This is a genomic window from Varibaculum prostatecancerukia, from assembly GCF_943169825.2.
GTDB classification, from domain to species: Bacteria; Actinomycetota; Actinomycetes; order Actinomycetales; family Actinomycetaceae; genus Varibaculum; species Varibaculum prostatecancerukia.
Genome location: NZ_OW968402.1, coordinates 440,639 through 463,193, shown reverse-complemented (window position 1 = coordinate 463,193; position 22,555 = coordinate 440,639). Strand labels below are relative to the sequence as shown.

Genomic DNA, 22,555 nt, shown 5'->3' with positions numbered 1-22,555 from the left:
TCTTATAATTCAGATGTGCTGTAGCTGTTTAGAAACTTTTAGACAATTATGAAATAGTTCACTAAGTGGCTCTAGGGGCGTGCTTTCCCTAAAAAATTCAAAATGAGCTTGGCGTATATGCTACGCACGCATTGCCGCGAGAAAACGGCAGTATCCCAGACAGCGACTACTATTACTAGCACGAGGAAAATAAAACAGTTGGATGCTCGCTAGTCTAGCGAGCATCCAACTATATAAGAAAAATTCTAGATGCAGCGACCAGAGCCACCGTTGAAGCTGAGATGCACGTGATCGTAATGATTTTGGGTAGTAGATCCGCGATCTTCCATACCCTTCCAGCTACGTCCGGGCATCCAGATACGCTGTTTCCAAATCACATATTTGATGTTTAGATCCCCGCTATTAGCAATCGCCCATGCGGCGATGGAGTCTCCCAAAGCGCTAGATACTGGAACCATGACGTCCAGTGCTAAGCCTTTACCGTGATCTTGGGGGTCACCCGCACGGAAACCTCCGATATTGGTCACCCCGAAACGCTGGGAGACCATAGTGCGCACTTGCCGCGGCCAGGGCTGTATACCAGCGTCGCCACTGGGAGTGGCGCAATTAGGGGTTTCCGCCTTAGTTAGTACTGCGGTAGATGCCCCCGCAGAAACTGCAGTTACCTTATTAGAGGAAACCTTAACCCCATCGTCAACCGAAATCGCTTGGTTGTAAAGATTTTCTTCCAGCATCGTGCTGGCAATCTTTGAAACATCGACGCCTGCTTTACTGGCTGCAGCGGAGGGGTGGACAGAATCCGCAGCCACTAAACCAAAGGACGCCATAACCACGATTGGTGCCATCAACCAGGTTTTACGCAAAATATCTCCTGACGGTCGCGCCGCTAGCAAGCTAGACGGTTCATAACGTTTTCATAACAAATATGTTACAAGTATAAAGAGCTAGGGGTCGCAGGTGTCAAGTTTTTTGGCGCCGATTAGCCAAAGTCACAGTCGTCGCTACTGCCGCCTGCGCCACAGTAAATGAGCGTTGCCGAAAAATAAAATCCTGGGCGGGGAAATGTTTTCCCCGCCCAGGATTATCTAGCTATCTAGATTTATCTGCTGCCTCCGGCAGCTAGGTGCAAACTAATCTTGCTCCCGCTTGCTCAGCGAACCGCCGGCAGCTTCAATCTTTTCTTTGGCGCTGGCAGACCAGGCGTCCACCACCAGTTCCAGTTTCACCGAGATTTCTCCGGTGCCGAGAACTTTCACCAAAGAGTTCTTACGAACCGCTCCCTTGGAAACTAGATCATCAACCGTGACCGCTCCCCCTTCGGGGAACAGTTCTTGCAGACGATCCAGGTTCACTACCTGATAGACGGTAGCGAAGGGGTTCTTGAATCCACGCAACTTCGGCAGGCGCATATGCAATGGCATCTGACCACCTTCGAAACGGGGATGAACATTCTTGCGAGCGCCAGTACCTTTAGTACCCCGCCCGGCAGTCTTACCCTGCGAACCTTCACCACGGCCCACGCGCTTACGGCGCTTATTGGAGCCGGGAGCCGGACGCAAATCATGCAACCGGATTACGTCCTCTTTCGCAGTGTCTTCTGCTTCGGTTACCTTAGTATCTTCAGCCATTAACCAATCTCCTCTACCTGCACCAGGTGAGAAACCTTGCGGATCTGGCCGCGAACAGCCGGATTATCCTGGTGTTCCACACTCTGGTGAATCTTGCGCAGACCCAGCGACTGCATAACCCGCCGCTGATTCTGGTTGGTATTAACCAGGCCTTTAACCTGGGTGATCTTGAGCTTACTCATCAGGCCTTCACCTCTTCAGCGACACCGTCGGCGGCTTTTTCCGCCTCGTCTTTCTTCGCTTTCTCGGCTTTTTCTGCCCGTGCCTCTGCCTGAGCCCGCAGCATCGCTTCCGGAACTACCCGCTCAACGGGGAGTCCGCGGCGCGCTGCCACCTCTTCCGGACGCTGCAGCATCTTCAGAGCTGCTACCGTGGCCCGCACGATATTCAAAGCGTTGGCGCTACCCAAAGACTTGGTTAGCACGTCATGAATACCCGCACATTCCATAACTGCACGCACCGGGCCACCGGCGATTACACCGGTACCGGGAGAAGCCGGACGTAAAAGTACCACACCGGCAGCCTCTTCACCCTGTACCAAGTGGGTGATAGTCCGCCCAATCATCGGCACCTGGAAGAAGTTCTTCTTTGCGTCCTCGACGCCCTTAGAAATAGCCTGGGGAACTTCCTTAGCCTTGCCGTATCCGACACCGACCATACCTTCGCCGTCACCGACTACTACCAGCGCGGTGAAAGCGAAACGACGTCCGCCCTTAACTACTTTAGAAACACGGTTAATGGTAACTACGCGCTCTAAATACTGATTCTTTTCCTGCTCACGACGATTGTCGCGGCGGCCCTTACGCCCCCGGTCTTCGCGGCCTTTGCCACGGGATTCCCGGGAATCGGCATTTTTATTTTCTTCAGCCATTATTTTCCCTCTCCTCTACAGCTTCAGACCGCCATCGCGGGCACCTTCAGCCACCGCGGCGACGCGACCATGATACTTGTTGCCACCGCGATCAAACACGACAGCCGTGATGCCTGCCTCTAGGGCACGCTTAGCGATACGTTCGCCAACCTGGCGAGCCGCATCAACTTTCTTCATCTTCTCGCCTCGCTGCTCCGCTTCCAAGGTGGAAGCTGAAACCACGGTGTGCCCCAAATCGTCATTGACAACCTGGGCAACCATGTGGCGGTTAGACCGAGTAACCACCAGACGAGGGCGCTGCGCCGTACCATATACCCGTTTACGAACGCGAATATGGCGGCGTTTGCGAGCGACGAATTTGCCTTTACCTTTAGGGGTATACGACATTTACTTACCCGCCTTTCCGGCCTTGCGACGAACGAATTCGCCCTTGTAACGAATACCTTTGCCCTTATAGGGTTCCGGAGGACGAATCTTGCGGATCTTCGCGGCGGTCTCGCCCACTAGCTCCTTGCTAATGCCGGAGATAGTGAAGGATAGCGCGCTATTAACCTTAAATTCGATACCTTCGGGAGCTTTAAACGGTACCGGGTGCGAGAAACCTAGCTGCAGCTCAATATCGCTGCCGCGGGTCAATACGCGGTAACCAGTACCCACGATTTCCATCTCTTTGGAGTAACCGTTAGTTACGCCCTCGATCATATTGGAAATCAGCGAGCGGGTGAGGCCGTGCAAAGAGCGAGCTTCGCGGGTATCTTCGTCCCGCTCCACCAGGATTTTGCCGTCCTCTTCCCGAATCTTCAGCGGTCCGCTAAAGGAACGTTCCAGCTGGCCTTTAGGGCCTTTAACCGAAACCTTCAGACCGTCGATCTTTACTTCTACCCCGGAAGGTAGGGAGATCGGGTTCTTGCCAATACGTGACATCCTTATTCCCCCTTACCAAATGTAGGCAAGGACTTCCCCGCCTACACCTTTGTCCTGTGCCTGACGGTCAGTCATGAGACCAGAGGAGGTAGACAAGATCGCTACCCCGAGGCCTCCCATGACCTTCGGCAATTGAGTAGATTTTACGTATTTACGCAGACCCGGCTTGGAAACACGCTTGCAACCGGTGATCGCCCGTTCGCGTTTGCTTCCATACTTTAGGGTCAAAGTGAGGGTCTTGCCCACGCGGGCATCAGTCACTTCACTTTTGGCAATATAGCCTTCGTTTTCAAGAATCTTTGCGATTCCCGCCTTCATTTTCGATGAAGGCATAGACACTTTGTCCAGATGCGCCGCATTGGCGTTACGCAGACGCGTCAGCATATCTGCGATGGGATCTGTCATAGTCATTTTGGGGTTCTAACCCTTCCTCGCTGCGGTTTCTTTTTCAGACCTGCAACGTAGTAGTTTTACCAACTGCTCTTAGTGACGCCCGGGAGTTCGCCCCGTAGAGCGAGCTCACGTAGGCAGACACGGCAAAGTCCGAACTTGCGATACACCGAACGAGGGCGTCCACACCGGTTGCACCGAGTGTAGCCACGCACCTTGAACTTCGGCTTACGCTTCGCTTTATTCTTCAGCGCCGTTTTCGCCATTAACGTTCCTCCTTAAACGGGAAGCCCAGCGCGCGCAGCAGCGCCCGCCCCTCTTCGTCACTGTTGGCAGTGGTAACCAGAGTGATATCCATGCCGCGCACGCGATCGATCGAATCCTGATCGATTTCGTGGAACATGGCCTGTTCGGTCAAACCGAAAGTGTAGTTTCCGCGGCCATCAAACTGTTTGGGGCTGAGTCCCCTAAAGTCACGGATACGCGGCAGGGCAGTGGAGACCAAGCGGTCTACGAACTCCCACATGCGATCCCCGCGGATGGTTACGTGCGCGCCAATCGGCTGCCCAGCACGCAGTTTGAACTGCGCGATCGATTTACGTGCCCGAGTAACCACCGGCTTTTGCCCGGTAATCGCGGTTAGGTCGCGAATCGCGCCCTCCATTAGTTTGGAGTCGTGCGAGGCTTCGCCTACACCCATATTCACAACCACTTTTTCGAGGCCGGGAATCTGGTTAACGTTCTTGTATCCGAACTCCTTTTCCAAGGATTTACGGATTTCTTCCTGGTAGCGCACCTTTAGGCGCGGAGCCACAGTTTTTGCTTCTGCCATTAGATGTCCTCCCCGGAACGCTTCGCGTAACGCACTCGTACCGTACGCAGACGGCCTCCGCGCTCTGCCTGTTCCTCACGGAAACCAACCCGTGTAGGCTTCTTGGTCTTGGGATCAACCAGGGCCACATTGGAAATGTGAATCGGTGCCTCGCGGTATTCGATACCGCCAGTCGCCTGTCCCTGCTGGTTTTGACCCTGACGAGAGTGGTGAGTACGGATATTTACGCCCTCGACCAATACCCGGTCGTTGGAACGGTAAACCTCGAGTACCCGACCCTGCTTGCCCTTATCCCCCGGTTTGAGGGCGGGCAGGCCTTTTTCTGCGCGACGCTCGTTGCGCTTGGCCAGTTTCTTTTCGTCACTGGTACGGCCAGCGATGACCTCTACCAGATCGCCTTTCTTTATTTTCGCTCCCATTTACAGCACCTCCGGAGCTAGAGAGATAATGCGCATGAACTTCTTGTCACGCAGTTCCCGGCCGATAGGGCCGAAAATACGCGTGCCACGCGGTTCTCCACTTGGCTGCAAAATAACTGCAGCGTTTTCATCAAAGCGGATGTAGGAACCATCCTGACGGCGACGCTCTTTACGAGTGCGCACGATTACCGCTTTAACAATTTCGCCTTTTTTGACATTGCCGCCGGGAATAGCGTCTTTTACAGTGGCAACAATGGTGTCACCAATACCTGCAAAGCGCCGCCCGGAGCCGCCCAACACCCGAATACAAAGCAGTTCCTTTGCACCGGTATTGTCGGCGACCTTCAGTCGCGACTCTTGTTGAATCATCGTGTTCTCCTAAAACCTGGGCACAATGCACCCGTTAGGTTGTTTCTTCCTGTTGCCCGGCGAGGCCGGCTCCCCAGTCGGCCACGAAAGTGGCAGACTCAAAATGATCTGCTTTTGCAGGTCACCAGGTCTCTGCCGTGACTTTCCAGGGCGGAACGCAACCCCTTTAGCTTAGTGCAGATGCGCAGCTAAAAGAAAGTTCGTGACCCTATTTGTGCTGTAAGTTTCCTCACCCGCGCCCTAAATGGGGGTAAGCGCTCACGGGGCACCTTCAGCAGTTACCGGGTTTTGCACCCTGCTCCTAGGTAAAAGAGCGGCTCACCAGTACTGGCTATAGTTGATACTGGTAGCGTAGTTTTCTTCTTTAGGGTTGTAAGATTTCCAGGTCGATATACTTTTGATACCGTCGGGAGATTTCTTCCGGGATAGACCCAATTCTTCCCATAGTTGCAATCGCTCCTTCAAGGACTCCTATGGGGTCTCCTTGCAGGTCTATTCTTATGTTCTGGATTTCTTCATAAGCTAGAGGGTCGAGATCTCGCCAGCTTTGGATAATGTCTTCCATGTCTTTTTCCTCTTCGGGAGTTGGCTCAACATACACCGAACCATCAGACATGACTTCACGCCGATCCTCCATCCCGCTCACCCCCCTTCACCGGGAAATAATCCGCATCCTTAAGAATCATTTTTTCTCAATCCTCAGCGACAACTAGATCTTCTAAATCCATACGATCTAGCTTGTCTTGATCCATAAAATGACGATAATAATCAATGACTCCCCTGGGAACCGGGGCGTCTTGATTGATGGCCTCCATCATGGAGCAAATAAAAATGGTATCCGGTTCCGAAGGTAAAAGTTCTAGTTCTGATTTAACGATATTGCCAAAGGGTGAATCTATTTCAGACTGGTTAATAATAAAGTCCCAGATTTGATCTAGCTCTTCCTCACTAGGTATTAAAGCTGCTTCTTTAAAAGTCATCTTTCACCTCGCTTTTTCGCATTAGCCTACGCCACCCACATTAATCACTAGGCTTGCGGGTTTACTTAGTTTTCTATTTTTAGGGTTGTAAGATTTCCAAGTCGATATAGTGCTGGCATCTATCTTGTATTTCTTGAGGAACCTCAATCTCGTTCAAATAACAATAAGCAATGAGTATGTCTAGGACAGTCGTGGGTTCGCCATGAGCTTCCATCCGAATGTTATCGACAACCTTTGCAAAATCGGGGGCTAGCTCTTTCCAACGAAAAGCAATATCTTCCATGTCTTTTTCCTCTTCGGGAGTTGGTTCTACATAAACCGAACCATCAGACATGACTTCACGCCGATCCTCCATCCCGTACGCCCTCCTCCACTGGCTAAAAATCCGGATACTTGAGAATCATTTTTTTCTTATTCATCAGCGACAATAAGCTTGCTCAGATCCATGTGGTCTATTTGGTTCTTATCCATAAAGCCCCGGTAATACTCAATAATATCCCTGGGAACCGGGACTTTTCTATTAACAGCCTGAAGAAGGCAAACCCAGAAAATGGTCGTAGGTTCTGGAGGAAAACTCTCCAGTTTCGCTTTAACTATCCTGCCTAAAGGCGTATCTAACTCAGACTGTTGAATAAGGAAGTCCCAGATTTCATCCATTTCTTCCTCACTGGGCAAAAAATCCTCATCATGGTAATCCATAACCGTCATCCTAGCGCCGCCCCCCCCCCGCATTCACCACCAGGCATGCGAGTTAGTTTTTGGGCTATATTTTTAGACTTCTAAGATTTCCAGGTCTATGTAGTGCTGGCATCTATCTCGTATTTCTTGCGGAACCTCGACATTATGCCAATAACAATAACCTAAGAGCGCTTCTAGGACAGTGGTTGGTTCTCCGTGCACTTCCATCCGAATATCATCGATGGTTTGTGCAAAATCGGGAGCTAGTTCCTTCCAACGAACAGCAATGTTTTCCATGTCTTTTTCCTCTTCGGGAGTTGGCTCAACATACACCGAACCATCAGACATGACTTCACGCCGATCCTCCATCTCGATGACTCTCCTTAACTGGCTAAAATTCCGAATCCTTAACAATCATTTTTTCTTGCTTAGTCGTCAGCGACAATAAGCTTGCTTAGATCCATGTGGTCTATTTGGTTCTTATCCATAAAGCCCCGGTAATACTCAATAATATCCCTGGGAACCGGAACTTTTTTATTACTTGCCCGTACAAGGCTGGTATAAAAGACAGTTGTAGGTTCCGGAGGTAAACTCTCCAGTTTCGCTTTAGCAATCCTGCCGAAAGGTGTATCTAACTCAGACTGTGCAATAAGGAAGTCCCAGATTTCATCGAGCTCTTCCTCACTAGGCAAAAAATCCTCATCATGGTAATCCATATCCGCCATCTTAGAGCCGCTAGCCGCATCTGCCTTGATTATCAGCAACCTTCTACGCAGAGTAGCGCACGAACTAAATATGCTCAGCAACAAAAACCAAAAGGGCTCCAGCGAATTCCCATTAGGGCGAAAACTTGGAGCGCCGAGGGTGCGGGGGCTAGGTTTTATCCGAGTAGGCGCGGTAAGAGCCGGAAAGTCAGCGAGGACTTGGAAGAACCAGCACCTTTTGTGTAACGGGTCTGAGATTGGGAGATTTATGTTTGGTGATAAGAAAAATGTGTCCTTCTCCTGTACATACACTTTGGGGAACTAGCTGGGATATTTTCTCAAATCGAGCACCATGTTTCTAGGATTACTGGGCAACGAAACGAATCCTTGCCGCGAATAAAAATCGATGAGCTCATCATTTAACGCCTGGACAAACATAAGTCTGCAGCCGATTATTTCCGCGACACTTTGAGCCTGCTTAATCGCTTGCTTGATCAACAAAGGGCCTTGAGATTTGCCCCCAGATTGTCTAAAAATTTTCCCTCGAAAATGGTGGTCTATGCCTAAGCGCCCCAGGAGTACGCAGGGAATATTTCCCGATATCGTTAAATCGTTCTTGACAGAGCCAGGGACTATGTTCTTTTGTAACTTGTGCATTGATAAGGAGAAGAACCCGATGATTGTGTAAGCATCATCAACCGCAACATAGACGGTACAGCCACCTTGCTCTTGCTCATCTAGCCCGTCACGCTGAAACCACATATCTATTGATGGTTCACCACTGATAAAACCATCAATTCTTAAACCTGAACTAAGTTTAACGACTCTCGTCCATGCTTCACCGCTCATACAGATAACTTGATTCCTCTATTCAGCTAAAAAGGCTTCAAGGAAATCCGCATCGCTGGCGCTTATGAAAGTACGATCCGATATGTCTGCCAAGTCAGGGATTGGGGCGCTATGGGATATTGAGGGGTCAGCCTGAATAGAAGAATAAAAGTTAAGCATGCTTTCGGGCGATATTACTTGATTAATAGCAACACTAGCCCAGGGCTTCTCCTGGTGGCTCATCTCTTCAAGAGTATCCCCTAGGTTTTCGTCTTCTTCCTTATCGAACATTGACAGCACCCGATCTATTAAAGAACGTTCGCTAAGGGTTAGGTTATTCGTGTTTGCCTCCGGGATTTCCCTAGGGAAAACCAAGCGGCGACCTTTGCAGTAGGGGGATACTTCGGTAACAACCGGTCCGTGTTTCCAGGCGATAACCTGTTCGGGGAACAAGGGGCGACCTTTAGCCACGAGCATCCAAGCTTGGCAATAATACAAGAGTTTTTGTAGCGCAAAAGCTGTGGTCATATGGTATCTTGCTTCTCGATAGGCAAGAATATATTTAGCTACATCGATTGCCTTTGCCATCTTGCTCACCTCCTGTTGTTTTTATTTACTCTAGCATTAGCTGAGAGCGGTGAACATTAAAAACCCTAAATGTTATTTATATTTCACTCTTATTTTTTAGAGCGGGAAGGGCGAGCAGCGTTCCAGTCATCTATCGTTTTGGGGAGCCAGCCGTGAGTAGCGTTAGTAGTGGTTCCAACGATTACATCCGGGGGTGGGAGCATACCTTTTGCGCGGTAGGAGTACAGGGTTCCGCGTTTTATCCCGATTCTTTCAGCCACGTCCAGCGCGGATAGGTAGCGTTTAGGTTGCTTAGTCACGGGCTTTATCCTGCCGGTATCCGATGGCGGTAAGGGCTATCCATGCTGCTATGAATAGCCAGGTATACCAGCGTAAACCGGTTATCCGTGTTGCTAGAGCGATTATCAGCAGCGAAAGCGCCGATACGGTCATGTTTCGGGTCACCATAATATTCCTTTCCAGGGGTAAGTCATGAGATGCTAGGCGGTGAGGGGTTCAAGATAGTTCGATTATTTTGAACCCCTCACCTTTGTTTGTCAGCCCTTGCGGTGCTTACCGCGTTTTCGCGGTTTGCGCTGCTGCCATATAGCCACCCCTTGCAGGGTTAGGCTTGCAAGCATCAAGGCTGACATCACCCAATCGGCTAGCCTCATAGGCATCACCCCTTTTTAGTTATCAATCAACGTGTTCTCCCCGAACACCCTTTATATATAACATGATATCCATCTACTAGCAACAGTATTTACCCACATATTTCCCTAATTTTTTAGAAATCGACTACGCCTAGTTCTAAACCTCGATACGCGAATCCATTTTGGCAGTCAGCTTTCTGTCCCGCTCGATAGTCGCGTGCTGATAATGCAGAGCAACCTCGACATCCACATGCCCGCCCCTCTCTAACAGTTCCGCGAGCGTAGCGCCCTGCTGAGCGAAAGTCGTTAGACCGGTATGGCGCAGATCGTGAAACACGAACCATTCCATTGCGAGTTGTTCGCGAGCGTGCTCGAATGCGCTACGAACCGTGTTGTGATGTACCGGCTTAGCTGGGTCGGTAGTTCTGGGGAATACGGGAGCCGTGGGAGCGTTGCCTACCCAAGTAGACAGGTGTTGCTTTATCACTGGTACGAGGGCGGGCGGGATGGATATCTCACGGCGCCCCGCCTTCGTTTTCAAGTCGGTGTAAGCCCCGCCCATTTTCGAATTAGTCTGCCGAACAATACGTACCGTTGCCAGGGGCGGGTTATCTAGGTTAGTAAAATCGCCGCGCTGCAGGCCGCAAACCTCCCCCATGCGCATAGAACACCAGGCGCCCAGTAGGACTGCTAGGCGTAGACGGTCAGGCATAGCCGCAGCCATCCCCTTAACTTCCTCGGGGGTTGCTACCTGGCGGCGCTCTGGGTCTTTTACCGGTTCGAATACTGGCCAGGTAACCCGGTTCAGCTGCGAAGCGTCCATGTATCCGCGTTTTGCTGCCCATCGCAGCACCGCGCGGGTTACGTTCAAGGCATTAGCAGCCGCGCCCGGCTTTAAATCCTTAGATGTCTGTAGGCAATAGGCTTCAATATCGCTACAGGAAAGCTCCCCCAGATCCTTCTCTCCTAGTTTTTCCAGGGGGTAGCGCAGCTTCGAAGAATAGGTGTAGAGGGTAGAGCCTTTACGTCCAGCGGTCTTTAGACGCTGTAAGTGTTCTTGGGTAGCGTAAGCGAAAGTAACCACCTCTTGACGTTCCTCTGGGGAGCGGAACTCCCCAGAGCGGATATCGCGGCGCCTCTCCCCTAACCAAGCGTTCGCTTCCATCTTCGAGCGGAAAGAGCGCGAAACTCTTTTACCCGTATCCGGATTAATAAATGACGCGAGATACGAACGCGCGCCCGATTTAAGCTCCCGAGTCTTTACCGAACCAAAGCCACGCCGCTTGCTCAAGATCATCACCACCAAAACGAGTCCCACTCGATTACCACTTAAGTACCACTAGATTCTACCCGCTTTAGTCCTTTTTTGTCTTTCTTTGTCCGTCCGTGCCTTTCGGTTTCCACTCTGCCAGCGGGCTATCAGTGCAGGTTAGGGAGGTTAAAATAAGAAAAAGCCCCGACCAACGCGGAGTTGGTCGGGGCGGTTAGTGGAGCTAAGGGGATTCGAACCCCTGACCTTCTCATTGCGAACGAGACGCGCTACCAACTGCGCCATAGCCCCTAGGTACTCTCAAAAGCCTAAGCGGGTCACCTCCAAATTTGCAAACCATAAAGCTGTGGGATTGCGCTCAAGAAAAATAACTTGGTTACTTCAGCGTCATCGAGACAGATTTATTACGATTTAACTAACCACATAAAGAAGGAGAACTCATGGATCCGATTGATAAGTTACTGGAAAATGAAGCTGCCTACGCCGCAAAGTTTCCAGGGGAAGCCCCCCACCTACCGGAATTGAAAGTAGCGGTCATCACCTGTATGGATTGTCGGATCGACGTGGAAACCATGTTAGGAGTAAAGCCTGGGCAAATCCACGTAATTCGCAATGCCGGTGGTTTGGTAACTCCGGATACCATCCGCACCCTCACTGCTTCACAGCGCAGCTTAGGAACTCAGTACGTGATGCTGATTCAACACACAGATTGCGGCATGTCTAGGACCGATGACGAAGAATTCCTCGCACAAATCGAAAAAGAAACCGGGCAGCGTCCCGATTGGAGACCCGGAGGGTTCAAAGACGTGGACGAATCGGTTAAAGCCGGTATGAAGAATCTGCTTGACAGTCCCTTCGTGGGCGGTACGGTTCGCGGCTTTGTCTTGGACGTCAAGAATGGAGGACTCCGGGAAGTTACCCTATAGAGCTACGCGGCCACTTCCCTAATACTTCACCATCTGCTGCAGGGGTGGGAGGTTAGATCTCTCCTATCCGGTGCAACCCCCTGAGCGCTAGCGCAACAGGGTGTGCAGGAGTTTCAAAGACCTCTCTCCATAGGGGTGGTGGCGCACCGGAATATCAAAAAGCCAAGATTTACGGAGAACCGTTTGCTCCCGGGTCATGGCTTTAAACGACCAGTCTCCGTGATAATTTCCCATCCCAGAGTTACCTACACCCCCAAAAGGTGCCTTTGAAGAGCTCATATGCAGCAATGTGTCGTTAATACAGACTCCCCCGGCGTTGACTTTGCCCATAACCTGCCGGGCAAACCTGCGATCTTTCGTAAAAATATAAAGTGCAAGCGGATGTTCCCGCTCCTCGTAGGCAACCAAAGTTGTTTCCAAATCTGTGAAGGGAAGAACCGGCAAAATCGGACCAAAAATCTCTTCAGCCATAAGTGGGGAATCCCAAGAAAGATTATCCACGATTACCGGCTTGATCTGCTGGGTTTGCGGGTCAAGAAAATCTTCTACGAGGCCTTCCCCATCAGGTCCCAAAAGGGTTTGCTCCGCGAGCAGCCCCGACAGTCGGGAAAAATGTTTAGGAGAAATAATCTTTACGAACGAAGATTTTCGGTAGTGCTCACTAGGTAAAGCCCGGGAGATGCCCGCCTGCAAAGCCGCAATTAACTGCGCACGCACGTCCTCGTGCACATAAACATAGTCAATACTTACACAGGTTTGCCCAGCGTTAAGCAGTTTCCCAAACAGAATCCTGCGCGCAGTCTTTTCAATATTGGCAGTGCGATCCACAAAACAGGGAGATTTGCCGCCCAGCTCCAAAGTTACCGGGGTCAGGTGTCGAGAGGCCGCTTCCATTACCACGCGTCCCACCGCCGGGGAGCCAGTAAAGAAAATATGGTCAAAGCGCTGCTCTAACAGGGCAGTGTTTTCGGCGCGGCCACCATGGATAACACTCGCCATCCCGGGCGGGAGGGCGCGCCGCAAAATTTTTTCAATCACGGCACTGGTATGAGGTGTGTAGGCAGAGGGCTTGACTACCACCGTATTTCCCCCGGCTATAGCAGCGGCAATGGGTTCCATCGTGAGCTGGAACGGATAATTCCACGGGCTCATCACCAATACCACCCCGTAGGGTTCGCGCCGCACCTGTAAACACCCGGGCAGCTGGGAAAGTGCCGGCAGTTTCGGGCGAGGCAGAGCCAGCCAGGGTAGGCGGCGACGTAAATGTTTTATTTCTGCCTTTACCAGGGAGATCTCGCTCATATATGCTTCGGCGCGACTCTTATTTAAATCTTGCTTGAGGGCGCGATAAATATCTGCTTGCGAATTTTCTATCTCCCGTAACAGGGCAGCTAGATTTTTTCGCCGCCCGGCTATCGGGATAGTACTTCCCCGGTTAAAACAGGTACGAGCCGTCTCAACCGCAAGCCTAATAGCTTGCTCTTGCGCGCTGCCCATAGACTGTTCCCTTCTCCTTGCGAGCACCTACTTCCTACCGGGCTCCCTATTATTTTGCGATTAACCAGCTTGTTTAGAGTACTTTCGCCGATAGATTTCCCGCATTAACAGCGCCTCCGCTTTCTTTAGAGGCTTCGCCCCGCAAACTCGGGCATAGCGCGCCGCCAGCGCATTTTTTTCCAGCACTATCTGAGCGCTGTGAGCAGCATCCAGATCGGCCCCGATGCAGTAGGCCGCGCTATTGGTCAGTACCGCGTTACCGCGTGTGGTGTCATCAGCTTTCAGTCCAATAATCTGCGCAAAATCGTCCAAGTAGGCAGGCAGTTTTCCTCCAAAAAAGTCCGCTACCTGCGCGTGGTGGCAGGTGATAATGGCGCCGACATCCGGGCGCTCCCGATAGATCCGCAAGTGATTCGTTTGCGTCGCCGCATCGGGCGTGGTGGGGCGGCCGTGTTCATCAACCCAGACCAGAGCATCCCCCTCCCCCTCACGCTGAGAAGTAAGCGAGCGTGCCGGCAAAGGCGGCAAACAGGAAAGCTCCCGCTGATACAAATCTTTTGCCACCTTTTCTAAAGCATTTGCGAGCCGCCGTGCTTGGTCGGCGCTTTCTGCCCAAATCATGGCACCATGAGCTTTCATCAAAATCACTTGCGCCCCGGTGCGCTGTAAAGTTTTCTCCACCCCGCGGTGCAGCTTCTTGGTCGAGGGCAACCCGTAGGGAGCCACCGGCAACACCTCTTGCCCCAACTCAGCCTGCGCTTCGTCATCCAACGCGAAATCCTTTTTCGCCAGCGACAAAGCTGACGCATAGGGCTGGTGAGTATGGATCACCCACCGCGCCTGCGGAAATAACCGATAGGTGAGGGCGTGCATCGGATACTCGGAGGAAGGCTTATAGAGGCCGGACCATTCCTTAGGACCGGTGCATAAAGCCAGTTCCTCCGCGGTCATGGTTTCGTAGCGGCGCCCCGAGGGAGTAATCAAAAAGTCGTCCGCGCTGCCTCGTACCGAAAAGTTACCCCAGGTGCGCACCACTAACCCGTCGGAGAGTAGCTGATGGGACAGCTCAACTAATTTTGCGCGTTTGGTATCTTCATCGCAGTTCACAGCTTTACCACCTTTTGGAATACCCGCTCAAAGGCGGCAAGCGCCTGGTCGATATCTTCTTCGTTATAAGCAGCGGAGGTATATAGCCGGGAACCCGCCAAAGTCACGATCCCTTCCGCCATATAGGCCGCGCCCATATGTTCCATTTCTTTCTTACGCTCACTGGTGGCTTTCAAAACGTGCGGAATCTGCCAGGGCTTCTTCCAGTTGATCGCAAAGTGCATAGTCCCCACGGTCTCTAGGTGGCATACGCTGCGCTGGTTGAACGCCACAAACGGCAGGCGGTACTGCTTAATGAGGGCGCGCAGCCCATCGGTTAAGCGATCCCCCATCTTGGCAGCCCGGTCACAGGCCGAGGTCTCCACAATCTCTTTAATGGTATAGTAACCGGCTAGCGAGGACAGCGGATTCGCGGTCATGGTTCCCCCGACCAGCGCTTTCTTTACTTTATCTCCGGTTTGGATACCGGCCGCCAGGTAGCGCATATATTCTTTGCGTCCTCCCAGTCCCCCAGCGGAGGGGTAGCCACCGGCGATCACTTTACCGAATACGGTCAGGTCAGGCATTACTCCGAAGTAGCCTTGGGCCCCATGTTCGGAAATCCGGAAGGCGGTCACGACCTCGTCAAAGATAAGTAGTGCTCCGTATTTATTGGCCAACGCCCTCGCCCCTCGTAAAAATTCTTGGGTAATCGGGCGAGTACCGGATTCCGGCCCGATGGGCTCGATCATAATCGCGGCGGTACCCCCGGTAAGTTTCTTGTGTTTCAGTTTGCGTTCCAGATCGTCCAAGTCGCCGGGGAAGAACTCGTCAGTCAGCGACATACAACGTAACGGAATTCCGCTGGCCTGGGTAAACTTTGATCCCGGAATCCGAATCCCATAGGCGAGCTGGTCTGACCAGCCATGATAGGCGCCGCCCATTTTTAGGACGTGGCGATGCTTAGTAGCCAGGCGCGCCACTCGGATGGAGGCCATACAGGCTTCAGTTCCTGACCCAAACGCCCTAAACATATCGACTGAGGGAATCAGGTCGCGTACCAAGGCGCCCAGACGGTACTCGTATTCATGGAAAAGCCCGGTGGAAGGACCGCAAGTATTGAGCAGGTCAATAACTTTTTCCCGCACCTGCGGCGGGTTCGACCCCAGGACTGTCGGTCCGCCCGCCTGCAGGAAGTCCAGGTATTCGTTACCGTCCAGATCCGTCAGTTTATTGCCATTAGCGGCGGTGAACACCAAGGGGAAGGGATGGTTAAATGCCAAGTTATGCTGCACCCCGCCCGGGATTACCTCTTGCGCTTCTCGGATCATCTGCCGCGACTTGGTGCATTTTTTTCCAAAATATTCGTCCTCATATTCGCGTAAAGCGGAAGGAGAAATCGAGTAAATTGGCTGCTTAATTAGTTCATCTAGCTCGCGCGTTACCTGCCGCGCTCCGGGACGATTAATATCCATTTTGACCCCCATTGGACCGTGTGAGCGCTTACTCACAGCAATGTGACCTAGGTTAATCTTTAGGGGCGATTCTGTCAATGGTTCCCACCCTTGCTCTCCCTACCCAAAACCGTTTTACTCTGCGATGACAGGGGGCTTTGGTAAGAAAATATCCCCGATTTCCCTGCGTAAATACCGAAATTGTACTTAGAGGACGCCCAGACGTGCTACTATCGCGCCATGCGAGTGAGGTGTCACTCACCGATAAGAGCTATTCGACAAGAGGCAATCAACATGGAATGGGCAACGCAGCGGTTCCGCCAGTTAGATTCGGAAAAAGCACAGCGGATTATTGATGCCGCAGTCAGCGAGTTTGCGGAAAAAGGTTATGAGGCGGCAAACACCAACCGGATTGCGAAAGCCGCCGAAATCTCAGTCGGGTCACTGTTTCAATACTTTAAAACTAAGGAAAACCTATTCCGATATGTGATTCATTTAGGGGCCGGGATTATCGAAACCGATATCGGCGCGATATTAAAAGAGGAAATCAGCGGGCGGGAAAAAATCCATAAACTGATGCTGCTAACCGTAAACTCCTGCGAACTATACCCCGAATACCAGCAGCTTTACCATGAAATTACCGCTACCGGGAATCAGGATTTTATCGTTGATATCGCCCGTGAATTGGAAAGTTATGCCGCCGCGGGACTGGTTGAACTGATCAAGCAGGGACAACAACAAGGGGATATCCGCACCGATTTGCCTGCAGAAGTCCTCGCCTTCACCGTGGATAACGCGATGGTGATGATGCAGTATTCCCTGTCTACTCCTTATTTCAAAGGACGCTCCCAGCTTTACCAAGTGGCGGCACCCAGCGAGTTTGCCGAACAGATGACAGAAATCCTCTGGTCAGTCCTAGAAAAGAGGTAGCAGTGTATTGCTTAACCTATGACGTGGGAACTACCGGCGTTAAAACCTGTTTATTTGAGGTCAGTGACCAGATTCGCCCCCTGGCTAGCGCCAGCGAAGGCTACGGCCTACAAGTAGTTGCCGGGGGCGGCATCGAGCAAAACCCGGATGACTGGTGGCAGGCTATGGCCAGCGCTACCGCCCAAATAAAAGCCCAGGCAGAGGCGGAACTAGCACAAATCAAAGGAATCAGCTTCTGCTCCCAGATGCAGTCCCTGGTTTTGCTAGATAAAAATGCCCGCCCGGTACATCCCTCGATGTCCTATATGGATCAGCGTGGCGGCGTTCAGCTGCGGAAAATCGCCGGTCAGGCTCCCCGGATCGCGGGGATCAACCTGGTGAAACTGTTGCGCAGTCTCTACCATACCGGCGCGGTTTCTGCCTCGGTGAAAGACCCGGTCTGGAAATACCATTGGATGAAAGAAAATCGACCGGAGGAACTATCCAAAGCCCACAAATGGCTTGATGTTAAAGATGCGATCATTGCCCGGATGACCGGCGAATTTAATATGAGTGAAGATAGCGCCTTCTCTACCCTGCTTTACGATATTCGCTCAAAAGAAAAGCGCTTCAGCCCCGCCATGCTAAAGATGATGCAGGTAGACCCAGCTTTGATGCCACCGATTGTGGCTTCGACCGATATTGTGGGCTCTTTGCGTCCTCAGCAAGCCCGCGAGCTTGGCCTGAAAGCGGGAATACCGGTCTTTTCAGGAGGAGGGGACGCCTCCCTGATTCCGGTAGGCGCCGGTGCCGCTGGGAAGGGCGATACCCATGTATATATGGGAACTTCCGGCTGGGTGGAGACCGTAACCGACAAGATTACTATCGACACCTCTGCCATGATTGCCACGGTAGTGGGTGCCATCAGTGGAAATTACAACTATTTCGCGGAAATGGAAACTGCCGGAAAATGCCTCGAGTGGGTCCGCGACCATCTGGCAAAAGACGAAATCCATATTTACCTGGACCAGAAAGATGTGGCGGAGGACCCCGAATCCGAGTTCCATTCCCTCTACGAATACATGTCGAAAGTAATTGACTCCGCACCCGCCGGAGCCGGTGGAGTGCTATTTGCGCCCTGGTTGCACGGCAATCGCTGCCCCTTTGAAGACCCCAACGCTCGCGGCGCTTTTATCGGGATCGGATTAGAAACCGGGAAAACTGAACTGCTGCGCGCAGTAGTCGAGGGCGTGTGCTACCACGTGCGCTGGTTCCTGGAAACGCAAGAAAAGAAGGTCGAGACCGCTCCTCGGCTACGATTCGTAGGCGGCGGCGCCCTTAGCCCAGTTACCTGCCAGATTCTTGCCGACATTACCGGCAAACCGGTAGACACAGTAGCCAATCCGCAAGATGTAGGAGCCGTGGGAGCAGCTTTAGTAATTGCAGCAGGACTAGGGGAAATACCTTCGTTAGCTAAGGCTTCTTCCTTGGTTCCGGTTACTGCCTCCTACGAGCCGAATCCTGAACATAAAGACCGCTACGACCAAATGTTCGCGGCTTTCAAAGACATTTATCCGGCAAATAAGAAAATTTTCGCGCAATTGGAGGCGATTCGATGACCGCGGAAGGAAAACTCCCCTCGGACGCAGAGGGCGAACCCGCAGCGCTAGCAAAACCAACCCTTCCCGGCGAGGCCGCTAAAGGTAAAGACGCCGCCATCCAGGCCTTAAAGTTCACTTTGCTGTCCATCTCCGCCGGAGTAGTGGAGGCCGCCAGCTTCTCACTTTTAGAATGGCTGACTCCCCTGCCCTATGCCTGGACGCACTTTATTTCCATCACGCTTTCGGTAATCTACAACTTCACCCTCAACCGGCGTTACACCTTCAAATCCGCTAATAATGTACCAATCGCGATGCTAAAAGTCGCGGTTTTCTACGCCTTCTTTATCCCCATCACTATGTGGCTAGGGGCGCTAGCCGCCAACGCCGGCATCAATGATTTCATTGTCAAGGGCGTAACCATGGTGCTGAACTTCATTGGCGAGTTCGCCTGGTGGAAGTGGGTAGTGTTCCGCGGCACCGAAAACACCAACGACCTAGCACGTAAGTAGCTCGCCGACACCAGGGCTGGTTGGCAAAAAGATACTCGAGGGGACACGCTACCAATCATTAACTTTTGAATCGGATACGTTTCCCTTTAGATAGATTCCAATTTTGCCCTTGTCTTAACTTTTGCAAGGCTCACCGGGGTCCCCCGAGTGCTTTTTGCGGCCAGCCCGGATCTGCGCCCTACCCTGACTAGGCGCGGAGATTATTACCCGGTGACGCGGGATACATCGCGGGCGCCACCTTGGTCGGCACTTAAGGCGCAGGCAGCATAGAGTTTCAAGGCGTCGGACACTGTGCGTTTGCGGCTGCGCGGAGTGTAAGGATGGGGACGCTGTTCCATCTGTTCGCGGCGACGATTCAGTTCCGCCTCGGGAACCTCTAGGGTTAGGGATTCAGCGTTGACATCGATAGTGATTTCATCTCCGTCCTCGATCAAGGCAATCAACCCCCCATCGGCGGCCTCGGGAGAAATATGCCCCACCGAGATCCCGGAAGTGCCCCCGGAAAAACGTCCATCGGTAATGAGGGCGCACTTCTTCCCCAGGCCCCGCCCTTTAAGGAAAGAGGTCGGGTAGAGCATTTCTTGCATTCCCGGCCCGCCCGCGGGCCCTTCGTAGCGAATCACTACTACGTGACCAGGCTTGACGCTGTGGTCTAGAATTTTTTCGATGGCCTCTTCTTGGGATTCCATCACAATGGCTTTACCGCGGAAATGGTAAAGGTCGCTGTCGATTCCGGCAGCTTTAATAATGGCGCCTTTTTCTGCCAGATTCCCCCGCAAAACCGTCAATCCCCCGTTTGCCGAGTAGGCGTGGGCAGTATCGCGGATACAACCGCTGGTCGCATCGGTATCCAGGTCTTTCCACCGGTTAGCAGTGGAGAACGGCTCGGTGGTACGCACTCCTCCGGGCGCAGCCTTAAACAATTGCTCAGCTTGCTCGGTAGCGGACCCGCCGCGTACGTCCCAATCGGACAGCCATTTTTCTAGCGAGGGAGCATGGATCGAAGAGACCTCACGGTTTAGTAGCCCAGCGCGGTCAAGTTCTCCCAGCAATGCCGGAATCCCGCCGGCGCGATGCACGTCCTCCATATGGTAATCGTTGTGGTTAGGAGCCGCCTTACACAGACAAGGCACGCTACGCCCCAGACTCGAAATATCTTCCAGGTCAAAACGCACCCCCGCCTCCCGGGCAATCGCCAGCAGATGTAGCACCGTATTTGAGGAACCTCCCATCGCCATATCTAGGCTCATGGCGTTCAGGAATGCCTCGCGCGAAGCGATTTGCCGCGGCAAAACCGCGTCTTCCTCCTGGTCATAGTAGCGCTGACACAGCTGCACGATTAGTTTGCCTGCCTGGGTAAATAGTTCGCGCCGCGCAACGTGAGTTGCCAGAGTGGAACCATTTCCGGGCAGAGCCAATCCGAGCGCCTCGGTTAAGCAATTCATGGAGTTAGCGGTGAACATTCCCGAACAAGAACCGCAGGTGGGGCAGACCGCTTTTTCAATCTCGGTCAGCTGCTGATCAGAAATATCCTGGTCAGCGGTAGCATTCATTACCGTAATCAGATTGCCGTGCCCGCTTTGGGATGGCCCCACAATCATTTCGGGGTCGATGCCGCGCCCGGCCTCCATGGGACCGCCAGACACAAACACCGTAGGAATGTTCAGGCGCATAGCGGCAATCAGCATTCCCGGAGTGATTTTGTCGCAGTTAGAGATACAAACCAAGGCGTCCGCACAATGGGCATTCACCATATATTCCACGCTGTCAGCGATGATTTCCCGGCTGGGCAAAGAGTAGAGCATCCCCTGATGCCCCATGGCGATCCCGTCATCAATGGCGATAGTGTTAAACTCTTTCGCCACCCCACCCGCATCTTTAATAGCCTCCGCTACCAGCGGCGACACCTGGTTGAGGTGTACGTGACCAGGCACAAACTGGGTGAAGGAGTTGGCAATGGCAATAATCGGTTTCCCAAAATCACTATCACTCATGCCGGTTGCCCGCCACAGCGAGCGCGCGCCTGCCATATTGCGACCGGCAGTTGAAGTTCTTGAACGAAGTGGATAAGCCATTTTCTCTCCCAACATTAATTGTCTGTGGTTGCGGGGTGCGGTTACGAGAATGAAGGCGCAAACCAGAATCCCGGTCTGCGCCCTAAACGCGAGCGCTGCAGATTTTTCCGCCCGCGTCCTCAGCGCCGCTAGTCACAAAGGTGATAAGTCCAACCGTAGGGATCGGGCGCTTCCCCGTTTTGGATGTCTACCAGGCGTTTATGGATACTGGCGGTGACCGGCCCGCAAGGTACTTCCACCTCGAAATCATCGGAGCCTAGCCGCCCGATGGGGGTTACTACCGCGGCGGTTCCACAGGCGAATACTTCGCTCACTTCGCCCGAGCGAATATCCGCTACCAGCGACTCTAGGGAAATATCGCGTTCGAACACCGGGGTGCCGTTATCGCGCAGCAGGCGGCAGATCGCCGAGCGAGTACCGCCCTCCAGGATTACGCCGGTTAGACGCGGGGTATGTACCGAACCATCCCCCCGCACCACGAACACGTTCATACCCCCCAGTTCTTCCAGGTTGGTATGGGTGGTATCCAAGAAACAGACCTGCTCATAACCCTTCTCGGCCGCCATATTTTGGGGTAGTAGCGAGGCCGCATAGTTACCTCCGCATTTAGCTTCTCCGGTTCCGCCTGGACCTGCCCGGTGGTAGTGGCGGTCAACCCAGATGGAGACTCCTTTGGCTTCCCCACCTGAGAAATAGGAGCCAGATGGAGATCCAATCACCACATATTTCGCTTCACTGGCGGAGTGTACCCCCAGGTAGGGCTCAGTTCCGATTAGGAAGGGACGAACATAGAGGGAAGTGTTGGGGGCAGTCGGCACCCAACGTTTATCGGCACGTACCAGGTCTACTACCGAAGCCACAAAGTCCTCTTCCGGGATTTCCGGTAGGGCTAGACGGCGCGCAGACGCGTTCAGACGGGCAGCATTGTAGCGAGGACGGAAAGCCCAGATAGAGCCGTCTTTATGGCGATAGGCTTTTAAGCCTTCAAAAACTTCTTGACCGTAATGAAAGACTACGGCTCCTGGAGACAGGCTCAAGTTTTCGAAGGCTTGCACGCGGTGTCCGCTCCACCCTTCACCGGCTTTCCAGTCAGCGCCCGCCATATGGTCACCGAACTTTCTGCCAAAAGACAAGGAATCCATAATCGCGCGGTATTCTTCCTCACTGGCTGGATGCTGGTTAGGCTGCAAAGTAAAGCGTCCCGCCAATTCATCCGCGCTCGGCAGCGGAACCTGCGATGCCGCCTCTAACTTAGTTGGCACATGGGTTAAACCATTCTCGCTCATGATTGTGTTCTTTCCGGCTCCTGGGAGCCTATTTTTTCCTAAACTCTGTTTCTCGGTCACTGGGTGGCCACGTATTTACTTTTCTTGCTAGTAGGAGCG

At 52.6% G+C, this 22,555-nt stretch carries 31 protein-coding genes and 1 tRNA gene; 4 read left to right on the top strand and 28 right to left on the bottom strand.

Annotated elements, in window-relative coordinates; genetic code table 11:
- Nucleotides 1-245 precede the first annotated feature (245 nt).
- The 23 genes from KO216_RS02050 to KO216_RS01940 form a co-directional block, all read right to left on the bottom strand.
- A complete protein-coding gene (locus KO216_RS02050) occupies nt 246-863 on the bottom strand; it encodes a VldE C-terminal domain-containing protein (protein WP_215522660.1) in 618 nt (205 codons plus the stop codon).
- Between the two features lie 267 nt (nt 864-1,130).
- Nucleotides 1,131-1,628, bottom strand: coding sequence for a 50S ribosomal protein L15 (gene rplO / locus KO216_RS02045; protein ID WP_215522658.1), 498 nt, complete (start codon nt 1,626-1,628; stop codon nt 1,131-1,133).
- On the bottom strand, nt 1,628-1,810 hold the full coding sequence (gene rpmD, locus KO216_RS02040) for a 50S ribosomal protein L30 (protein WP_215522656.1): 183 nt from the start codon (nt 1,808-1,810) through the stop codon (nt 1,628-1,630). The genes rplO and rpmD overlap by 1 nt, the downstream gene beginning before the upstream one ends.
- A complete protein-coding gene (gene rpsE / locus KO216_RS02035) occupies nt 1,810-2,499 on the bottom strand; it encodes a 30S ribosomal protein S5 (RefSeq protein ID WP_215522654.1) in 690 nt (229 codons plus the stop codon). The genes rpmD and rpsE overlap by 1 nt, the downstream gene beginning before the upstream one ends.
- Nucleotides 2,500-2,514: 15 nt before the next feature.
- Entirely contained in the window at nt 2,515-2,886 is a 372-nt protein-coding gene (gene rplR, locus KO216_RS02030; RefSeq protein ID WP_215522653.1) for a 50S ribosomal protein L18, read from the bottom strand.
- Nucleotides 2,887-3,423: a 50S ribosomal protein L6 gene (rplF, locus tag KO216_RS02025; RefSeq protein WP_215522652.1), complete on the bottom strand. Its 537-nt coding sequence runs from the start codon at nt 3,421-3,423 to the stop codon at nt 2,887-2,889.
- Nucleotides 3,424-3,435: 12 nt separating this feature from the next.
- Complete coding sequence (rpsH, locus tag KO216_RS02020; RefSeq protein ID WP_215522651.1) at nt 3,436-3,834, bottom strand: 30S ribosomal protein S8; 399 nt, start codon at nt 3,832-3,834, stop codon at nt 3,436-3,438.
- Nucleotides 3,835-3,893: 59 nt separating this feature from the next.
- Complete coding sequence (locus tag KO216_RS02015; protein WP_071129414.1) at nt 3,894-4,079, bottom strand: type Z 30S ribosomal protein S14; 186 nt, start codon at nt 4,077-4,079, stop codon at nt 3,894-3,896.
- Entirely contained in the window at nt 4,079-4,645 is a 567-nt protein-coding gene (gene rplE / locus KO216_RS02010; protein ID WP_071129413.1) for a 50S ribosomal protein L5, read from the bottom strand. The genes KO216_RS02015 and rplE overlap by 1 nt, the downstream gene beginning before the upstream one ends.
- Nucleotides 4,645-5,064: a 50S ribosomal protein L24 gene (gene rplX, locus KO216_RS02005; protein WP_215522650.1), complete on the bottom strand. Its 420-nt coding sequence runs from the start codon at nt 5,062-5,064 to the stop codon at nt 4,645-4,647. The genes rplE and rplX overlap by 1 nt, the downstream gene beginning before the upstream one ends.
- Nucleotides 5,065-5,433 (bottom strand): 50S ribosomal protein L14, encoded by a 369-nt coding sequence (rplN, locus tag KO216_RS02000; protein ID WP_022864701.1) that lies wholly within the window; start codon nt 5,431-5,433, stop codon nt 5,065-5,067.
- Nucleotides 5,434-5,797: 364 nt separating this feature from the next.
- Nucleotides 5,798-6,070, bottom strand: coding sequence for a hypothetical protein (locus KO216_RS01995; RefSeq protein ID WP_215522649.1), 273 nt, complete (start codon nt 6,068-6,070; stop codon nt 5,798-5,800).
- 55 nt (nt 6,071-6,125) lie between these two features.
- A complete protein-coding gene (locus KO216_RS01990) occupies nt 6,126-6,413 on the bottom strand; it encodes a hypothetical protein (protein WP_215522648.1) in 288 nt (95 codons plus the stop codon).
- 79 nt (nt 6,414-6,492) lie between these two features.
- Nucleotides 6,493-6,768, bottom strand: a complete 276-nt coding sequence (locus KO216_RS01985; protein WP_215522647.1) for a hypothetical protein — start codon at nt 6,766-6,768, stop codon at nt 6,493-6,495.
- Between the two features lie 56 nt (nt 6,769-6,824).
- Nucleotides 6,825-7,112: a hypothetical protein gene (locus KO216_RS01980; protein WP_215522646.1), complete on the bottom strand. Its 288-nt coding sequence runs from the start codon at nt 7,110-7,112 to the stop codon at nt 6,825-6,827.
- A gap of 72 nt (nt 7,113-7,184) precedes the next feature.
- Nucleotides 7,185-7,460, bottom strand: coding sequence for a hypothetical protein (locus KO216_RS01975; protein WP_215522645.1), 276 nt, complete (start codon nt 7,458-7,460; stop codon nt 7,185-7,187).
- A gap of 59 nt (nt 7,461-7,519) precedes the next feature.
- On the bottom strand, nt 7,520-7,855 hold the full coding sequence (locus KO216_RS01970; protein ID WP_309547331.1) for a hypothetical protein: 336 nt from the start codon (nt 7,853-7,855) through the stop codon (nt 7,520-7,522).
- Nucleotides 7,856-8,116: 261 nt separating this feature from the next.
- Nucleotides 8,117-8,644 (bottom strand): GNAT family N-acetyltransferase, encoded by a 528-nt coding sequence (locus KO216_RS01965; protein ID WP_215522643.1) that lies wholly within the window; start codon nt 8,642-8,644, stop codon nt 8,117-8,119.
- Nucleotides 8,645-8,662: 18 nt separating this feature from the next.
- A complete protein-coding gene (locus KO216_RS01960; RefSeq protein WP_215522641.1) occupies nt 8,663-9,211 on the bottom strand; it encodes a Panacea domain-containing protein in 549 nt (182 codons plus the stop codon).
- Between the two features lie 89 nt (nt 9,212-9,300).
- A complete protein-coding gene (locus KO216_RS01955) occupies nt 9,301-9,510 on the bottom strand; it encodes a helix-turn-helix transcriptional regulator (protein WP_215522640.1) in 210 nt (69 codons plus the stop codon).
- Complete coding sequence (locus KO216_RS01950) at nt 9,503-9,658, bottom strand: hypothetical protein (protein WP_215522639.1); 156 nt, start codon at nt 9,656-9,658, stop codon at nt 9,503-9,505. The genes KO216_RS01955 and KO216_RS01950 overlap by 8 nt, the downstream gene beginning before the upstream one ends.
- Before the next feature lie 342 nt (nt 9,659-10,000).
- On the bottom strand, nt 10,001-11,161 hold the full coding sequence (locus tag KO216_RS01945; RefSeq protein ID WP_215522638.1) for a tyrosine-type recombinase/integrase: 1,161 nt from the start codon (nt 11,159-11,161) through the stop codon (nt 10,001-10,003).
- Nucleotides 11,162-11,331: 170 nt separating this feature from the next.
- Nucleotides 11,332-11,404: transfer RNA gene (locus tag KO216_RS01940), tRNA-Ala, on the bottom strand.
- Between the two features lie 149 nt (nt 11,405-11,553).
- Between KO216_RS01940 and KO216_RS01935 the strand changes: the two genes are divergently transcribed.
- Nucleotides 11,554-12,039 carry a beta-class carbonic anhydrase gene (locus tag KO216_RS01935; RefSeq protein ID WP_215522637.1) on the top strand — a complete coding sequence of 162 codons (486 nt, stop codon included), beginning with the start codon at nt 11,554-11,556 and terminating at the stop codon, nt 12,037-12,039.
- Nucleotides 12,040-12,126: 87 nt separating this feature from the next.
- Here KO216_RS01935 and KO216_RS01930 read toward each other — a convergent pair whose 3' ends face one another.
- The 3 genes from KO216_RS01930 to KO216_RS01920 are packed head-to-tail and all read right to left on the bottom strand — an operon-like array spanning nt 12,127 to nt 16,097.
- The gene (locus tag KO216_RS01930) at nt 12,127-13,536 is read right to left on the bottom strand and encodes an aldehyde dehydrogenase family protein (protein ID WP_215522636.1); all 1,410 of its coding nucleotides are present in this window, start codon (nt 13,534-13,536) and stop codon (nt 12,127-12,129) included.
- 60 nt (nt 13,537-13,596) lie between these two features.
- On the bottom strand, nt 13,597-14,643 hold the full coding sequence (locus KO216_RS01925; RefSeq protein WP_215522635.1) for a class II aldolase/adducin family protein: 1,047 nt from the start codon (nt 14,641-14,643) through the stop codon (nt 13,597-13,599).
- A complete protein-coding gene (locus tag KO216_RS01920; protein WP_215522634.1) occupies nt 14,640-16,097 on the bottom strand; it encodes an aspartate aminotransferase family protein in 1,458 nt (485 codons plus the stop codon). Before KO216_RS01920 ends, KO216_RS01925 begins: the two co-directional genes overlap by 4 nt.
- 273 nt (nt 16,098-16,370) lie before the next feature.
- On the opposite strand from KO216_RS01920, the gene KO216_RS01915 reads away from it, so the two are divergent.
- The 3 genes from KO216_RS01915 to KO216_RS01905 are packed head-to-tail and all read left to right on the top strand — an operon-like array spanning nt 16,371 to nt 19,095.
- Entirely contained in the window at nt 16,371-17,006 is a 636-nt protein-coding gene (locus KO216_RS01915; RefSeq protein WP_215522633.1) for a TetR/AcrR family transcriptional regulator, read from the top strand.
- A gap of 2 nt (nt 17,007-17,008) precedes the next feature.
- Nucleotides 17,009-18,604 carry a xylulokinase gene (locus tag KO216_RS01910; RefSeq protein WP_215522632.1) on the top strand — a complete coding sequence of 532 codons (1,596 nt, stop codon included), beginning with the start codon at nt 17,009-17,011 and terminating at the stop codon, nt 18,602-18,604.
- The gene (locus KO216_RS01905; protein ID WP_215522631.1) at nt 18,601-19,095 is read left to right on the top strand and encodes a GtrA family protein; all 495 of its coding nucleotides are present in this window, start codon (nt 18,601-18,603) and stop codon (nt 19,093-19,095) included. The genes KO216_RS01910 and KO216_RS01905 overlap by 4 nt, the downstream gene beginning before the upstream one ends.
- Before the next feature lie 203 nt (nt 19,096-19,298).
- Here the strand turns inward: KO216_RS01905 and ilvD are convergent, their stop codons facing one another.
- Together ilvD and KO216_RS01895 are read right to left on the bottom strand one after the other, a co-directional pair.
- Nucleotides 19,299-21,170, bottom strand: coding sequence for a dihydroxy-acid dehydratase (gene ilvD / locus KO216_RS01900; RefSeq protein ID WP_215522630.1), 1,872 nt, complete (start codon nt 21,168-21,170; stop codon nt 19,299-19,301).
- 128 nt (nt 21,171-21,298) lie between these two features.
- Nucleotides 21,299-22,456 (bottom strand): branched-chain amino acid aminotransferase, encoded by a 1,158-nt coding sequence (locus KO216_RS01895; protein WP_215522629.1) that lies wholly within the window; start codon nt 22,454-22,456, stop codon nt 21,299-21,301.
- Between the last annotated feature and the right edge of the window lie 99 nt (nt 22,457-22,555).

Excerpts from the sequence above, each read along its gene's own strand:
- ilvD (WP_215522630.1), bottom strand. The coding sequence starts at position 21,170 with ATGGCTTATCCACTTCGTTCAAGAACTTCAACTGCCGGTCGCAATATG.
- KO216_RS01975 (WP_215522645.1), bottom strand. The coding sequence starts at position 7,460 with ATGGAGGATCGGCGTGAAGTCATGTCTGATGGTTCGGTGTATGTTGAG.
- rplE (WP_071129413.1), bottom strand. The coding sequence starts at position 4,645 with ATGGCAGAAGCAAAAACTGTGGCTCCGCGCCTAAAGGTGCGCTACCAG.
- rplR (WP_215522653.1), bottom strand. The coding sequence starts at position 2,886 with ATGTCGTATACCCCTAAAGGTAAAGGCAAATTCGTCGCTCGCAAACGC.
- KO216_RS01915 (WP_215522633.1), top strand. The coding sequence starts at position 16,371 with ATGGAATGGGCAACGCAGCGGTTCCGCCAGTTAGATTCGGAAAAAGCA.
- KO216_RS01980 (WP_215522646.1), bottom strand. The coding sequence starts at position 7,112 with ATGGATTACCATGATGAGGATTTTTTGCCCAGTGAGGAAGAAATGGAT.
- KO216_RS01895 (WP_215522629.1), bottom strand. The coding sequence starts at position 22,456 with ATGAGCGAGAATGGTTTAACCCATGTGCCAACTAAGTTAGAGGCGGCA.
- KO216_RS01985 (WP_215522647.1), bottom strand. The coding sequence starts at position 6,768 with ATGGAGGATCGGCGTGAAGTCATGTCTGATGGTTCGGTTTATGTAGAA.
- rpsE (WP_215522654.1), bottom strand. The coding sequence starts at position 2,499 with ATGGCTGAAGAAAATAAAAATGCCGATTCCCGGGAATCCCGTGGCAAA.
- rplN (WP_022864701.1), bottom strand. The coding sequence starts at position 5,433 with ATGATTCAACAAGAGTCGCGACTGAAGGTCGCCGACAATACCGGTGCA.
- KO216_RS01920 (WP_215522634.1), bottom strand. The coding sequence starts at position 16,097 with ATGGATATTAATCGTCCCGGAGCGCGGCAGGTAACGCGCGAGCTAGAT.
- rpsH (WP_215522651.1), bottom strand. The coding sequence starts at position 3,834 with ATGACTATGACAGATCCCATCGCAGATATGCTGACGCGTCTGCGTAAC.
- KO216_RS01930 (WP_215522636.1), bottom strand. The coding sequence starts at position 13,536 with ATGGGCAGCGCGCAAGAGCAAGCTATTAGGCTTGCGGTTGAGACGGCT.
- KO216_RS01960 (WP_215522641.1), bottom strand. The coding sequence starts at position 9,211 with ATGGCAAAGGCAATCGATGTAGCTAAATATATTCTTGCCTATCGAGAA.
- KO216_RS02015 (WP_071129414.1), bottom strand. The coding sequence starts at position 4,079 with ATGGCGAAAACGGCGCTGAAGAATAAAGCGAAGCGTAAGCCGAAGTTC.
- KO216_RS01950 (WP_215522639.1), bottom strand. The coding sequence starts at position 9,658 with ATGGTGACCCGAAACATGACCGTATCGGCGCTTTCGCTGCTGATAATC.
- KO216_RS01965 (WP_215522643.1), bottom strand. The coding sequence starts at position 8,644 with ATGAGCGGTGAAGCATGGACGAGAGTCGTTAAACTTAGTTCAGGTTTA.
- rpmD (WP_215522656.1), bottom strand. The coding sequence starts at position 1,810 with ATGAGTAAGCTCAAGATCACCCAGGTTAAAGGCCTGGTTAATACCAAC.
- KO216_RS01905 (WP_215522631.1), top strand. The coding sequence starts at position 18,601 with ATGACCGCGGAAGGAAAACTCCCCTCGGACGCAGAGGGCGAACCCGCA.
- KO216_RS01990 (WP_215522648.1), bottom strand. The coding sequence starts at position 6,413 with ATGACTTTTAAAGAAGCAGCTTTAATACCTAGTGAGGAAGAGCTAGAT.
- rplX (WP_215522650.1), bottom strand. The coding sequence starts at position 5,064 with ATGGGAGCGAAAATAAAGAAAGGCGATCTGGTAGAGGTCATCGCTGGC.
- KO216_RS01995 (WP_215522649.1), bottom strand. The coding sequence starts at position 6,070 with ATGGAGGATCGGCGTGAAGTCATGTCTGATGGTTCGGTGTATGTTGAG.
- rplO (WP_215522658.1), bottom strand. The coding sequence starts at position 1,628 with ATGGCTGAAGATACTAAGGTAACCGAAGCAGAAGACACTGCGAAAGAG.
- rplF (WP_215522652.1), bottom strand. The coding sequence starts at position 3,423 with ATGTCACGTATTGGCAAGAACCCGATCTCCCTACCTTCCGGGGTAGAA.
- KO216_RS01935 (WP_215522637.1), top strand. The coding sequence starts at position 11,554 with ATGGATCCGATTGATAAGTTACTGGAAAATGAAGCTGCCTACGCCGCA.